Annotated in this window: 8 protein-coding genes; 4 read left to right on the forward strand and 4 right to left on the reverse strand. The window is 44.9% G+C overall.

Annotated elements, in window-relative coordinates; all coding sequences use genetic code 11:
- Positions 1 to 139: 139 nt before the first annotated feature.
- Complete coding sequence (locus tag H6F74_RS05840; protein WP_190437656.1) at positions 140 to 892, reverse strand: hypothetical protein; 753 nt, start codon at positions 890 to 892, stop codon at positions 140 to 142.
- A gap of 210 nt (positions 893 to 1,102) precedes the next feature.
- On the opposite strand from H6F74_RS05840, the gene H6F74_RS05845 reads away from it, so the two are divergent.
- On the forward strand, positions 1,103 to 1,369 hold the full coding sequence (locus H6F74_RS05845) for a DUF4926 domain-containing protein (RefSeq protein ID WP_190437659.1): 267 nt from the start codon (positions 1,103 to 1,105) through the stop codon (positions 1,367 to 1,369).
- A gap of 128 nt (positions 1,370 to 1,497) precedes the next feature.
- Here H6F74_RS05845 and H6F74_RS05850 read toward each other — a convergent pair whose 3' ends face one another.
- Positions 1,498 to 2,280, reverse strand: coding sequence for a PRC-barrel domain-containing protein (locus H6F74_RS05850; RefSeq protein WP_190437663.1), 783 nt, complete (start codon positions 2,278 to 2,280; stop codon positions 1,498 to 1,500).
- A 309-nt stretch (positions 2,281 to 2,589) separates the two neighbouring features.
- On the reverse strand, positions 2,590 to 4,632 hold the full coding sequence (locus H6F74_RS05855) for an AarF/ABC1/UbiB kinase family protein (protein ID WP_190437665.1): 2,043 nt from the start codon (positions 4,630 to 4,632) through the stop codon (positions 2,590 to 2,592).
- Positions 4,633 to 4,905: 273 nt separating this feature from the next.
- On the opposite strand from H6F74_RS05855, the gene recN reads away from it, so the two are divergent.
- Both recN and H6F74_RS05865 read left to right on the forward strand, forming a co-directional pair.
- On the forward strand, positions 4,906 to 6,690 hold the full coding sequence (recN, locus tag H6F74_RS05860) for a DNA repair protein RecN (RefSeq protein ID WP_190437960.1): 1,785 nt from the start codon (positions 4,906 to 4,908) through the stop codon (positions 6,688 to 6,690).
- A gap of 240 nt (positions 6,691 to 6,930) precedes the next feature.
- Complete coding sequence (locus H6F74_RS05865; protein WP_190437972.1) at positions 6,931 to 9,450, forward strand: adenylate/guanylate cyclase domain-containing protein; 2,520 nt, start codon at positions 6,931 to 6,933, stop codon at positions 9,448 to 9,450.
- Between the two features lie 283 nt (positions 9,451 to 9,733).
- On the opposite strand, the gene H6F74_RS05870 is transcribed toward H6F74_RS05865, so the two are convergent.
- Complete coding sequence (locus H6F74_RS05870; protein ID WP_190437668.1) at positions 9,734 to 10,135, reverse strand: response regulator; 402 nt, start codon at positions 10,133 to 10,135, stop codon at positions 9,734 to 9,736.
- 824 nt (positions 10,136 to 10,959) lie between these two features.
- On the opposite strand from H6F74_RS05870, the gene H6F74_RS05875 reads away from it, so the two are divergent.
- On the forward strand, positions 10,960 to 14,811 hold the full coding sequence (locus H6F74_RS05875; RefSeq protein WP_190437671.1) for a PAS domain S-box protein: 3,852 nt from the start codon (positions 10,960 to 10,962) through the stop codon (positions 14,809 to 14,811).
- The last annotated feature ends 27 nt before the right edge of the window (positions 14,812 to 14,838 follow it).

The raw sequence follows: 14,838 nt of genomic DNA on the forward strand, positions 1-14,838 counted from the left end.
CTTCAACTCCACTGTCTACTTCAACCTGTTAGCGGCTGGTTAGTTTAGGGGTTGAGTGGCTTTCTTAGTTTCAGAATAAGAGCAGATTCTGACTATCTAGATTTTTGACCAGATTTTAAGTTTTGTTAAGATGGTCACACTATTTGTAGACACCGCCCTTTGGGTCTGAGTTCTTCTTGTTCCCTTTTTCCCATGCGAATCCTTGTGTATTGCGTAGTATTGCTTGAAGTTTTTCTTGGAAAGCTTTTGCACAATAATTAAGCTCCTTGATTTTATGTTTCATACTAAGGTCTTTTTTTGATGCAGCTAAACAACTGCTAATGCAGAACTGCTCTAACTTAAATAGCGCGTTAATCTGCTTTCCTCGGTTGTCGTTGAGTTTCACTGCTTTTTCCAATTTCTTTTGATTGCTCTTGTCAAGTTCTCCTCCGATTTCCTCTTTGTTCCTAAGTCGGTACTCGTCATAGGCGCTTTTTGATGACCAGCTAGAGTAGCCAAAATCTTGCTGGCACACAGCGAACATTGCGGCAGCATGACACTGAATTATATAAAACATGGCTTCTCCCGGAGATTGAAGCGTAAAGTTTAGCCCCTCTCTAGCGGATTGAGCAATAATGTCCCATCCGTTTTCAAGGACATCGTAAAGGGCTTTGTAGTAATCCACCCAAGCTATGTAAAAATTCCTTTCCCTTTTCTCTAGGTTTGACAGAGGAAAAGGAGCTTCAAAGAAATTAGCCTTTAAAACGCTGTGCAGTTTTTTGAATCGGTCATCAATTCCACGCCACCACTCCAATTGGTCTGGATGTTTGCAAGAAGCAACCCATGATAGAGACGGAATCCAAAAAATCTCATTTATAATTGTTTGAGTTTCGGCTTTAAAAATATTTGACATTTCTACCCACTTACTGATTGAATTGCTCTACGCCCTTTAGCTTAAACGATAGGCAATAGAGAGGCTTTGGATGAGGAGGAGAGGTAGCGATCGCATTCATTCCAGCAAAATGCGATCGCTTTAGTCTAAATGATAGGCTTTTGTGAAGCATTGGGATGAAATAGATAAAAATGCCTTTATATCCTGACAAGTCACAGGAAGGTTAAAACAATGACAACAGCAAGATTATTTCAGTGGGTGTTACTTAATCAAGACGTTCCTGATAGCGCAGTTCAAAAAGGCGACAAGGGAGTTGTTTTAGATCATCTACTTCCTACCAAAAATCAGGAAGAGCCTGGATATACTCTGGAAGTCTTTAAAGATGGGGAAACTTTAGATGTGATTTCTGTACCTGTTTCTTGGGTAACTCCGTTACCTGAAATTTGGGGAAAAGCTGAACTTACCCCAAATGACATAAATGTAAGGTCTTTGAATTAGCAAAAGAAGAGGTAGCGATCGCATTCTCTCCAGCAAAACGCGATCGCTTTATCTTGAATGATAGTTTTGTGTATTGGCTTTGGATAAAGAGGAGGATCAATCGCCTCTCTCCCTATCCTTACAATTAGCTATTTTGTATCTTCTGGTAACTGTGGAGGTTCGTTTGGTAAAAGCTGAGCTGTAGTATCAATCGTTTGCACTGTCTCAGTTGGTTGAGAAGGATCTTGTCGTTGTGCTTTCGCCTCATAAAGTTTTTCTTTAGCAATACCAGCCACCGTTTCAGTTGTGTCTTTGACTTGTTCGGCAATATTTTGAGCGCTGCGCTTTAGAGCTTCTAAATCATCCTGAGTTTTCTTATAGTCTTCTTTTATTAACTCTGCCGCTTGAGTCATTTTTTGATTCAGCCCCTCCGCATACTGTTGAGGAGTTTGAATAATTGTATCTGAGACAATTACTCGTTTGCTTCCAGTGGAAGTGATCGCTTCTAACGGAAGTAGGTAAATCCCATCCAAAGCGCCACGCCAACCACTAGAAACAAATAAGTAATTAACAATAGCGCCAGTTTGAGGATTCAAGAGATAGTCTACTATTTTACCAACCTTGTTACCTGCGTCCGTCCACACTTCATGACCAAGCAGAGAAATTTTCTGAATGGGTGTTTCAGGTTCAACAACTTCTGGAGTGCTGTTGACGATAATACTATCGGTGCCAATCGTAGTAATTTGCTCCCACCTAAACACCTGTTTCAGACTACCCAAAAATCCTGACTTGCAGTTAAAACCTACAACTTGGTGAGATTGAGGATTTAACCACAATTGATCTACACGACCGACTTCTTCTGCCGTACTGCGATCCAGCACCAGCCGATTGAGTAACTCACTTTGTCTAATAATCTGTGGTTGTGCGTTCATAACCAAAATCCTTAAAGATTTATCCAGTTGGCAACCTATGCTGCTTTAGGTTAGCAAGCGTAGGGAAGCGATCGCCTAAAACTAAGGTGGATCGTAAATTTCTATTAATCAAACTTGAAGTGAATAGAACAGTGCGTTAACTGCTGAGGATTGCTTGCCAAATTGTAGCCTCACAGACAAATGCTATTACTAATCAAAAAAATTAGCTGGGTCATAGAGGAGCGAAGATACGCTCTTCAATGACCCAGCCTTTTTTGCAATTACCCTTCGTAGGAGCGCCCAACCGCGTCCCGTAGGGTCTATACAGCCTTATCTAAGGGCAGCAGGAGGCAAAGCTAAGCGCGGAGGTGTTTGAGGATATTCGCGGGGCTTGTGACCGTTCCGAGAGGCTTCTGGAGGCGTATCCTGAAGTAAAACGTCCCGAATCAGCCGCGCCGCTACCCGCTGCACCAAACCTCCAGCAATTTTTTGTCCCATGCGCTGAGTTTCTGGCTTCATCAGCAACTGGGGAATCACAGGCAGCAGTTGCATCGCGTCAAAGCCCTTCGTTTCTTGGAGAATGTCCCAAATCCGTTTGATATGATCCAGACTCTGGGATGCCTCTACCGTTGGCGGTGCCTCATTAACCGTCATTCCCACCCGTTCGCGTAACGAGTATGTGAAATTTTGGAAAGACCGCCGTCCGAGCGTGTCTACACCCTTGACAATTTCATCAATCAGGTTTTCCCTGATAAACGCGCCCCGTTCCGAGAAAAGAAAATCAAGCGTTTGATTCAACACCTGATTCAGGTCGTAATCGTCGCTGTTACGGGCATTTTTTAACAGATTTTCCAGACGATTCCAGCGGAAACTGCCGTCTTTAAACAGCAGGTCGCGCAGAGATGTCCGTAATTCTGGCGAGGGGTCTGTCAAGAGGCGTTTGGCAACGTAGGGGTAGGCTTTACTGAGAACTTTGAAGTTGGGGTCAACATTAATGGCAATCCCTTCTAACGTGACCAGAGAGCGGATAATCAGCGCGTAGTAAGCTGGGACGCGGAAAGGGTACTCATACATCAAAGCCGACATATCGTCGGTGATGCTCTTGAAGTTCATTTCCGCGACACTAGCTCCCAGTGCGTTGTTAAAGACTTTGGCAAGCGCTGGCATGATGGGAGTCAGGTCAGTATCCGGGGTTAAAAACTCTAGCTTCACGTAGTCGCGGGCAAGTCCTTCAAAGTCGCGGTTGACCATGTGAACAACTGCTTCTATTAAGCCGTATCGCTGATAGGGCTTGACCTCGCTCATCATGCCAAAGTCTAGATAAGCCAGCTGACCGTCATGAGTTGCTAACAGGTTGCCTGGATGGGGGTCAGCGTGGAAAAAGCCATGTTCCAACAACTGCCGCAGCGAACACTGAACACCGACTTCAATTAAATGAACGGCATCAATTCCTTGAGCGCGGAGTGTCTCTGGCTGAGTTAACTTGGTGCCATTGATCCACTCCATCGTCAGGACACGACGCTGGGTGTATTCCCAGTAAATCTTGGGGATGTAAATATCTTGTAAGTGACCGTATAGAGAAGCAAAGCGCTCGGCGTTGTGTCCCTCTTGGGTGTAGTCCATTTCTTCATAGATGCGGATGCCAAATTCATCCATGATGGCTACCAGGTCACTTCGCACCTGTTTGAGATTGTTTTGCGCCCACCCAGCAAGACCGCGCAGAATGTAAATATCTAGGGCGATGCGTTCTTTCAAACCGGGGCGTTGTACTTTTACGGCAACGGTTTCGCCTGTTTTCAGCTTGCCCTTGTAAACTTGTCCCAGTGAAGCTGCTGCTACTGGATCTGGAGTAATTTCAGCGTAAATGTTTTCCGGGCGATCGCCTAATTCTTCCTCAATAAATCTATATGCCACTTCGTTCGGAAATGGTGGCAGCTGGTCTTGCAGCTGTGTCAGTTCATCTAAATATACCGGAGGAACTAAATCGGGTCGCGTCGAGAGCGCTTGTCCTACCTTGATGTAAGCTGGCCCCAGTCTGGCGATCATTTGGCGCAACGCAATTGCCCGTTTCCGTTCATTTTGGGCAACCTTTCCGGTTTGCTTGTCCCACCACAAACTGAAGGCAAAGCGCAGCAATGGCACTAGAATGCTGATCAGTCGCCCCCATACTTGGAATGGTTGCTGCCGATAAATCTCGTTAATGGTGACGGGATTGTAGCGCAGTCCTTCTGGTTGGATATAGCTTGTAGTAGGTACTGAAGACGGGATATACCGCGTCTCTACATCAACCTCAACAGGCGCTAAAGTATCTGTCTTTTCGATGACAACTGTGCCTGTCTGGTATGGGGCAGAGGAGACTGTTTTTACATTCATAAGCTTGGGAAGCGACTTCAGGGCGATGTAAAGTATTGTAACAATAACTGTTGTTAAGATAATGAAGCGCTAACGCGCCAAAGCTCGAAGCAATAGCGGGAAAGTCAATCTCCCGGTTTGGCGAAAAGTTTCGAGACTTGGAAGTAGACACTAAACTAAATTTGGTAGCTCAGTACCCGTTTTCTTTTCATTAATCTATTACGTATGTGGCACTTGCCATTGTTCACTGGGTTGCCAGTGCCTGACCTCTCCCCTCAAGGTGAACTTTGCTCCATGCTCCTGTCTCTACGGATTGAAAACTTTGCCTTGATAGACCAGCTAGAACTGGAATTCGGCGTTGGTTTGAATGTTCTTACTGGCGAAACTGGTGCCGGAAAATCGATTATTCTGGATGCGATTGATGCTGCTTTAGGCGGGAAAGTATCTAAATGGTCGATTAGAACTGGTGCTGAACGCGCGATGGTGGAAGCTACTTTTAAGGTAGACCCATTGATGAGTGATTGGCTGTTGGAGCAGGAGATTGAACTGCTCGACGACAATGCTATAGTTTGTTGTCGGGAAATTGCCTGCTCTCAGGGAAGTCTCCGCAGTCGATCTCGCGTGAATGGGGTTCTGGTGAACCGACAGATGATGGATCGTCTGCGCGATCGCTTAGTGGAAATTACCGCTCAAGGTCAAACTGTACAACTTATGGCACCAGCCATCCAGCGCGAGTTGCTGGATGTCTACGCTGGCGAAGCCGTACTTAGGCAGCGAGATGTCGTTCAAAGTGCTTATCTTATCTGTCAACAAGCACAAGCTTTGCTTGACAACCGCCGCCAGTCTGAACAGCAACGTTTACAAAGGCTTGACTTGTTAGAATATCAAGCTAAAGAATTAGACGCCGCTTCTTTAAACGAACCGGACGAACAAGAACAGCTAGAACAAGAACTCCAGCGCCTCACTCATGTGGTGGATTTACAAAAGCTGAGTTATCAGGTTTATCAAGCTCTCTACCAAAATGACTCCGGCGAGTCAGCGGGTGCTGACTTGTTAGGGCAAGCCGAGGCAACACTTAGTGATATGGTGACATATGATGCTAGCCTGCAACCAGTGTTGGAAATGGTAAGTACCGCACTGGCGCAGGTAGTGGAAGCCGGACAGCAAATTAACGCCTACGGTGATAATTTGGAGGCAGATCCCCAGCGACTAACTGAGGTTGAGGAGCGGATCAGGGAACTTAAGCAGATTTGCCGCAAGTATGGCCCGACTTTAGCGGATGCGATCGCATACCACACCCGCATCGGCGCAGAACTGGCAGAACTTCAGGGAGAAGGACAGTCTCTCGAAGAACTGGAAAAAAATTATCAAGCGTGTCAGGAAACCTTAACCGAAGTTTCTAGCAAACTCACAACTCTGCGCCGCGTTGCTGCTGGCGAACTAGAAACGCGACTGATAGCAGAACTCAAGCCTTTAGCAATGGAAAAGGTGCAGTTTCAAGTTAAGATTTCGCCTATTTCCCCAACTGCAACTGGTGCAGACGCGATCGCCTTTTTCTTCAGTCCCAACCCCGGAGAACCACTGCAACCGCTGGCTGCAACTGCTTCTGGAGGAGAAATGAGCCGCTTTTTGCTGGCTTTGAAAGCTTGCTTCTCGGCAGGAACACACGGCGATGCTACCCTTAACGCTCCGGGTACGCTAATCTTTGATGAAATAGATGTGGGAGTGTCGGGAAGAGTAGCGCAAGCGATCGCAGATAAACTTCACCAACTTTCCCAACGACAGCAAGTTTTGTGCGTTACTCACCAACCTCTGGTTGCAGCAATGGCAGATCGACATTTTCGCGTCGATAAACAAGTCATCGAAACCAATGGCAACGATAAATCACTTCATCCTTCATCTTTTATCCTTCCTCCCTCCGAACGCACTGTCGTTAGGGTAAGCGTTCTAGACAATCATCAAACTCGCCGCCAAGAACTAGCAACCCTAGCTGGCGGACACTCCGCCAAAGATGCGATCGCCTTTGCCGAGTCTCTTCTTACTCAAGCCGCCACGGTCAAACACACCTACCCTGGATAAAAGCAGATGTCTAATTCCCAAAGAGAGATTAAACTGTTGAGTAGTATATTCTTTGCTCACCAGACACAAAAAATGTCTCCCTAAAATTTATAGGATACTTGCAAAGCCTCCTCCCTTTCTCAACATCAGGCACCTGTAAAATATATGACATCTTCATCTACCACAATCAATGGTTGGAATAACACCGATCAGGTAATTGACGTTGTTCCCCACCAAGATGAAAATTACTCAGGGCATAAAATGCCGCAAAATCATCCACATCAATCGAATCGTGGTGGCTCATTAGCTACAAAAACTGGAAGTTTTACAGCGCTGCTCGCGCCGCTAAAAAAGGAAAGTTTTAAAGAAGTCGTCACAGGTGTTGAAGATAAACTTCGGGTAGTAAATCACACCCTGTCAATGCTGACCGACAGTCAGGGTTTTGAAGCCATTCTGCAAGAAATGCTGAATGCTATTACCTTGAAGACGGGAGAATTACTAGGTGCAGACCGCACTACTATTTTTTTACTCGATGAAGAGAAGAACCAGCTATGGTCAATTCTTGCCGAAGGCGATCAAGGAAAACCTTTAGAGTTGCGGATTCCTGCTGATAAAGGCATCGCCGGAGATGTAGCAACACGCAAGAAAAGCATTAATATACAGTTTGATTTCTATAATGATCCTCGGTCAGCGTTTGCCAAGCAAACCGACGAAAAAACCGGATACCGTACCTACACAATGTTAACTCTGCCTTTGCTCAACGAGCAGGGAGATTTGGTGGCGGTAGTTCAATTAATTAATAAGTTAAAGTTACCGCACGAACCAGAAAAAAAATTAGCAGAAAGAATCGATCTGCAAGGATTTTCTAAAGAAGACGAAACAGTTTTTGAAGAATTTGCCCCCTCAATTCGCCTAATTCTGGAAAGTTCCCGGTCGTTTTACGCGGCGACGCAGAAGCAAAGGGCAAGTGATGCCCTAATGAAGGCGACGCGCTCCTTGAGCCATTGTAATTTGGACTTAGAAGACACCCTGGAACGGGTGATGGATGAAGCGAAGAATTTGATGAACGCAGATCGCAGTACCTTGTGGCTGTTAGATAGCGATCGCCATGATTTATGGACAAAAATATCTCTGGCTGATGGTTCCATGAGAGAACTCAGAGTACCACAAGGCAAAGGTTATGTTGGTAAAGTTGCCGAATCTGGTCAACCTTTAAATATTTCCTTTGACTTATACGATGATCCCGACTCTGGAGTTTCTAAACAACTCGATCAAGCTAATGGTTATCGCACCTGTAGTTTATTATGTATGCCAATCTTTAATGCAGATAAAGAATTGATTGGTGTCACCCAACTTGTAAATAAGAAAAAGCAAGGAGAACTTCCCCCATATAATCCTCAAAATTGGCCCGAACCACCTGAATGCTGGAAGGCAAGCTTTAACCAAAGTGATGAAGCCTTCATGGAAGCATTTAATATTCAAGCCGGAGTAGCGTTGCAAAATGCCAAGCTGTTTGCGACAGTCAAGCAGCAAGAACAAATGCAGCGAGATATTCTCCGCAGTCTTTCTAATGGAGTTGTTTCTACTGATAAATCTGGTTATATTATTGCTGCTAATGAAAGTGCTAAGAAGCTTTTAGGATTTAGCGAACAAGACCATCTAGAAGGTAGAAAAATTGATGAACTTATTCGCATCAAAGAAGGCGATTTTTCCAAATGGTTTGGCGCGGCAATAAAAGCCGCTGATGAAAAATGCCGCCAGCAATATTACCCAGATCAAACTTTATTGTCTACTGGGGAGGAACAGCATAGCGTTCACCTATCGATTAACTCGATTGCTGATGCCAGCGACGCTAGCAATGTCTACGGTGCGCTGGTAGTGATGGATGATATCTCTCAAGAGAAACGCCTCAAGAGTACCATGTATCGCTACATGACGCAGGAACTGGCAGAACAGCTAATCAATAGCGGTGATGCTAAATTAGGAGGCGATCGCAAGGAAGTTTCTGTCTTATTCTCAGATATTCGCAGCTACACCAGCTTGACTGAAAGAATGGAGGCGGAAGAAGTGGTGCAGTTGCTTAATGAATATTTTGAGTCAATGGTAGATGCTGTATTTAAGCACAAAGGCACCCTCGATAAATACATTGGTGATGCGATCATGGCGGTGTTTGGTTCACCCTTACCTCTAGACGATCACGCCTGGATGTCGGTGCAAACAGCAGTCGAAATGCGCCATCGTTTGGAAGACTTCAATGAACGTCGTCTTGCATCCAAAAAGCAAGAAATCAAAATTGGTATTGGCATTAACTCCGACACGGTAATTAGTGGCAATATCGGCTCTAGTCGGCGTATGGAATTTACAGCGATTGGTGATGGTGTTAACCTGGGATCTCGCTTAGAAAGTGCCAGTAAGCAGTACGGTTGCGATATCATTATCAGCGAAAGCACCTATCGACCCTGCAATGACAGAGTATGGGCCAGAGAACTTGACCGTATTCGAGTTAAAGGCAAGAACCAACCAGTTAGTATTTATGAATTGGTGGGGTTACGTTCTGAGTCAATTCCCGATCAGAAGCAGCATACGATCGAGCTTTACCACAAAGCTCGCGAACTTTACCTCAATCGTGAATTTGCCTTCGCTATCGGCGAGTTTGCAAAAGTTATGGCACTTGATCCCCAGGATAAGGCAGCTGGCCTACACCTAGATCGTTGTAAGTATTGGCTCACCAACCCCGTCCCCAGTGACTGGGATGGCGTTTGGACGATGACGGAGAAGTAATTAATAATTCATAGGTTTCTCGTTTCCAGGCTCCCTCTTGGGAACACAAGTTTTGGAGGCTCCCGCCTCCCCCAATGGCACTACGATTTTGTTAGTGCAATCAAACCGCCAAGATCGCCCAACCCTAACGCTAAATTGGGGGGCGTAGAAAATCAAGGCTTTGCCTGCCTTTTTAAAAGGGGATCAAATCCAATACAGTTTACTTAAAGCTAAAAAACCAAACCCTAAGTAGCACAACGGTTCTTAAGTGAACCGTATTGCATTATTAGCAACGAGAAATTTTTCAAATTTCAGTGGCACAATTAGACTTAACAAAACTGCCAACAACCTGACGCAATTGCTCCACATCGAAGGGTTTTGTCAAATATTCTGTAGCACCAGCAATCCGTCCTTGCACCTTGTCAAATACTCCATCTCTTGCTGTTAACATGATGATGGGTAGATGATGAAATTGTGGTAAGCTGCGAATGGTGCGGCAAAGTTCTAATCCATCAACTCCTGGCATTGAAACATCTAGTAACAAAATTTCAATCGGCTGGTGGTATATCGCTGATAAGGCATCTACTGCGTTATCAGCTAATAAAACTTTGTATTTTTTCTCTAGCGCCTTTTTGAGCAGAGTTTGCATTACGGGACTATCATCGACTACTAGGATAGCGGGTAGATCATTCAAGGTTGAAGGCATTTTTTTCCCCCAGGATTTAGGTTAGTAAAAGTTTAAAACTGCAAATAATATTCCCAGGCTATTACTAGCTAAACAAAAATAAGTTTTTTCTGGCATTAACTTTAGTAAGTAAAAGAGAACTGCATTTTTGTATAAAATTATTTAATCACACTGTATACTGTAACATTACATTTTAATTCCCTTTGTTAACAATTATTTTTAACATAATCACTCTGTAAATTAATTTGCAACAGTTGATATATTTCGAGGCGTAGATCATACATACGCACTTTATCTCGATTGCGAGTGAGCGGCTAACAGCAAAATTACTGAACTATATATAAATTATTGTAACAAAAATCTGAGAGCTGCTCTTCATTTGAGCTGGTGGAAGATTAAGTTGGGTGTAGAAAACGGCTTGGCGACTTTACGTTAATTTCTACCACTATACTAAAAACAAAAAATCCAAAATATATCGATGGGTGATAGAAATATATCCTCTATGGGAACCCTAGATTAAGCAAGGTTGGGCTAAGTGGCTCATAGCGATCGCGTTAGCTCTTCTCTTGCGACAAGAGTGAGTTGAGGCGAGGATTGCTGTTTGTTGCTTGCGTATCTGTGTAAGAAATCTTTTGGCTAGATATAAATGTTACATTTTTATTTATCTCACTTACTCGGTCTAACTTCAAAGTGTCAAGCGATCGCCTGCGGCTTAAAGCCTTCAAGGGTGCCTTCCGTAGCTTTTTGAAGGATATTATTAAACAGCGCATCTAGAATATGTAAAAAAGTGTTTTTTTATACTTAAATTGCTCGAAGGCGGATTTTAGAGGAGAGGGCGCTTAAAGATGAACCCATTTTTACCTAGAAACGAAGGTATCAAATTTGACGAGCTGCGCCAATGCCCGCTGTTAGACTCTTCTTTGAAAGCAGGTTTTGACAATCTGACTCGTCTAATGGCTGACATTTGCCAGACACCAGTAGCTTACTTGAGCTTCATGGATGACGAACAACAATGGCTAGTGTCAAAACTGGGTATTACCACCACCGAAGCAGACAAGTATCTAGCTTTCTGCGCTAGCGCCATCTCGCACCCCCAAGAATGTGATTTGATAATCGTTCGAGATGCCCTGTGCGATCGCTCTTTGGCGAACCATCCCAGCGTGAAATCTGCCCCAAAAATTCGATTTTTTGCAGGTGTCCCCTTAGTCACGCCCTCCGGATTGATGATTGGAGTGCTATCTACAATTGATTATGCGCCGCGAGATTTAAGCGAGAAAGAGCAGGAAGCAATTAGGGCATTAAGGCAAGTAGCGATCGCGCTTTTGTCCCCATACGAAAACTTAATAACAACAGAACAAATTATTATGACTCACCAGCAGGCATTAGGGATGAGAGAAAGCGAATTTCAACTAGAAACTATAATTGAAAATAGCAAAGATACCCAGGCAGTACAAGAGTGCCAGCGGACAGAGTTAGAAGTTTCTGACTTAGTTAAACAAGTAACAGATATCAAGTTTGCATTAGATCAATCTTCTATTGTCGCGATTACCGATCGCATCGGAACTATCACCTATGTAAACGATAAATTTTGCGAAATTTCTAAATACTCTAAAGAAGAACTTATCGGACAGAACCACCGCATAATCAATTCCGGGTACCATTCAAAGGAATTTTTTAAACAGATGTGGGCAACCATTAGCAGTGGCAACGTCTGGAAAGGGGAAATCAAAAACCGAGCTAAAAACGGAACTTATTACTGGGTATATACCACCATTGTTCCAGTATTGAATTGTGAAGGAAAACCACATCAATATGTGGCGATTCGCCAAGATATCACCGAGCGCAAACAAACCGAAGAATCGCTACGGCAGAACGAACACCGTTTTCGCGCCCTAACGGAAATCATTCCCCAGCAGGTATGGACTGCCGAGCCAAATGGCGCACTCGATTATGTCAACCAGCGCATTCTAGAGTATTTTCAACGCACATATGAGGAAATGGTGGGTTGGGGATGGCAAAATGTACTGCATCCAGATGATGTGCAACACTGCATTGAACGTTGGTCGCATTCTCTGACAACAGGAGATGCTTACGAAGTTGAATTTCGCCTGCGGTATGCGCCTGATGGCAGCTATCGCTGGCACTTGGGACGCGCGCTACCTGTGCGCGATGACAAGGGGCAGATTGTCAGTTGGTTTGGGACGAACACTGACATCGATGAACACAAGCAAGCCGAGAAAGAGCGCATCCAACTTTTAGCACGAGAACAGGCGGCGCGAGAGGCGGCGGTTAGAAGTGAAAATATAACCAGAAATATTTTGGAAAGTATCGCCGATGCTTTCTTTAGCGTGGACAACGAGTGGCGATTTACTTACCTGAACCCGCGGGCAGAGCAGCTTTTGTTTAAAACAAAAGAGGAATTGATTGGTAAGTGTATATGGGATGAGTTCCCAGAAACAGTCGGTTCTACTTTCAAAAGCGAATCTTACCGAGCAGTTTCCTGTCAGGTAACGGTTCACTTTGAGGAATTTTATCAACCTCTGGAAACGTGGCTGGAGGTGCGATCCTATCCTTATCAAGATGGTTTGTCGGTTTTTCTCCGCGATGTTACAACTCGCAAACAGTCAGAGGCAGCACTGCTAGAGCGATCGCGTCTGTATACTTTAGAAGCAGAAATTGGCACCGCCTTGGGCGCTGGCGGCACATTATCAGAAAGGCTCAACCGCTGTACAGAAGGGATGTTGCAGCATCTGGAAGCGAATTTTGTCAGTATCTGGACATTTAACGAACAGAGTGTTGCAGAAGCTTCTACTTCAGAGGCTTTTCTGGAACAGCAAGCAATTGCCTTTGCAAATTCTCTTAGCCAAGTGTATTGGCAAGATTTATTGGCTGAGCGTCGCGTCTCTCTGGAGGGTTCCGTAATTGGCTTCGTTGCCCAAACCCGTCAACCCTACCTAAGTCAAGATAGCAGCCTGCGGTCGGCTGGGATGGAAGCGCGTCTTTATAACGGTGAGTTAGCGGAAAGCTGTTTGCTAATCGCCAACAGTTATTTTGCGGGATATCCCTTGATTGTGGAAGATCGGCTAGTGGGCGCGATCGCTGTGGGCAGTCATTCGCGCTTTACTGAAGCAGTTAATCATATGTTGGGGTGGGTAGCCAACGCCCTTGCGCTCGCCATCGATCGAAATTGGGCAAAAGAAGCACTCTTGGCGCGTCGGGAAGCTTTGCTTTTTGGCTTAGCAAGTCAGATTCGGGACTCTCTGGATCTAGATACCATTCTGGGAACCGCTGTTAAGGAGATTCGGAGTTTGTTGCAAGTTGACCGCTGCCAGTATTTGTGGTGCTGGTCGCTTCCCAATCAGCCTAGCTTGACAGTAACTCACGAAGCCCTGGCTAAGCCCAATCAACCGAGTTTGCTCGGAGACTGTCCGCCTCAAGAACTTTCCCAGCTGAGTGAAAAAATTCGCCAACTCCAGATCCTGCGAGTTGATGATGTCAAGAATGACAACAGCCTGGATGCCCAAACGAAAGAGCTGTTAACGCCTATGGGGATTACTTCCCTGTTGCTTTTGCCGCTAAAAACCCACGCCGGACATCTAGGAGCAATTGTTTGCAGTCATTGCAGTGGTGCTAAACCTTGGAGTAATAGCGAAGTGGAGTTGTTGCAAGCTGTGGTGGATCAGCTAGCGATCGCAATTGACCAAGCAGAACTCTACGCCCAAACTCGCGCCGCCGCCCTAGCCGCGCAAACCCAAGCTCAACAGCTGGCGACTGCTTTGAACAACCTCAAACAAGCCCAATCTCAACTAATTCAAACCGAAAAAATGTCCAGCCTGGGGCAAATGGTTGCAGGTATCGCCCACGAAATCAATAACCCAGTCAATTTCATCACCGGAAATCTTAGCCACACCAGCGACTACATCCAAGAACTACTCGATTTAATCTGCCTTTATCAACAGCATTACCCCAATACTCACCCGGAAATTCTCCTCCGACAGGAAGAAATTGACATAGACTTCATCATTAATGACCTGCCAAAAATGCTGTCTTCAATGGAGATTGGTGCAGAACGTATCCGTCAGATTGTCCTGTCTTTGCGGAACTTCTCCCGACTCGATGAAGCAGAAATGAAGCCAGTAAATATCCATGAGGGAATAGAGAATACTTTACTGATTCTGCATCACCGCTTGAAACCGCACTCTAACCACACCGGGATTCAAGTTATTAAGGAGTACGGCGAACTTCCTTTGGTAGAATGCTACGCCGGACAGCTTAATCAAGTGTTTATGAACATCTTAAGCAATTCTATTGAGGCTTTGGAAATAGGAACTGTTGACTGGGGACTCAGGGAAAATGCCTCTTCTGCCCCTAATCCCCAATCCTCAATTTCCCCTTCCCCAGTTACCAGTCAAGAGTCTCCAATCCCTACAATTTCGATTTCTACCGAAGTGCGAAACAATAGAGTGGTGATTAAGATTGCAGACAACGGAGCAGGAATGACGGAGGACGTGAGAAAGCGCTTATTTGACCCCTTTTTCACCACCAAACCTGTAGGCAAAGGCACTGGTTTAGGTCTATCAATTAGCTATCAAATTGTAGTAGAGAAACATGGCGGGGTGCTGAAGTGTTTCTCAGAACCTGGAAAGGGTGCAGAATTTTTGATTGAGATTCCTCTAGGACAGAGTTTTAATAAGTAGGGGGATTTATAAAGTATCCCGTTATAG

It is taken from the genome of Trichocoleus sp. FACHB-90 (assembly GCF_014695505.1).
GTDB classification, from domain to species: Bacteria; Cyanobacteriota; Cyanobacteriia; order Cyanobacteriales; family FACHB-T130; genus Funiculus; species Funiculus sociatus.

Excerpts from the sequence above, each read along its gene's own strand:
- H6F74_RS05870 (WP_190437668.1), bottom strand. The coding sequence starts at position 10,135 with ATGCCTTCAACCTTGAATGATCTACCCGCTATCCTAGTAGTCGATGAT.
- H6F74_RS05850 (WP_190437663.1), bottom strand. The coding sequence starts at position 2,280 with ATGAACGCACAACCACAGATTATTAGACAAAGTGAGTTACTCAATCGG.
- H6F74_RS05875 (WP_190437671.1), top strand. The coding sequence starts at position 10,960 with ATGAACCCATTTTTACCTAGAAACGAAGGTATCAAATTTGACGAGCTG.
- H6F74_RS05840 (WP_190437656.1), bottom strand. The coding sequence starts at position 892 with ATGTCAAATATTTTTAAAGCCGAAACTCAAACAATTATAAATGAGATT.
- H6F74_RS05845 (WP_190437659.1), top strand. The coding sequence starts at position 1,103 with ATGACAACAGCAAGATTATTTCAGTGGGTGTTACTTAATCAAGACGTT.
- recN (WP_190437960.1), top strand. The coding sequence starts at position 4,906 with ATGCTCCTGTCTCTACGGATTGAAAACTTTGCCTTGATAGACCAGCTA.
- H6F74_RS05855 (WP_190437665.1), bottom strand. The coding sequence starts at position 4,632 with ATGAATGTAAAAACAGTCTCCTCTGCCCCATACCAGACAGGCACAGTT.
- H6F74_RS05865 (WP_190437972.1), top strand. The coding sequence starts at position 6,931 with ATGCCGCAAAATCATCCACATCAATCGAATCGTGGTGGCTCATTAGCT.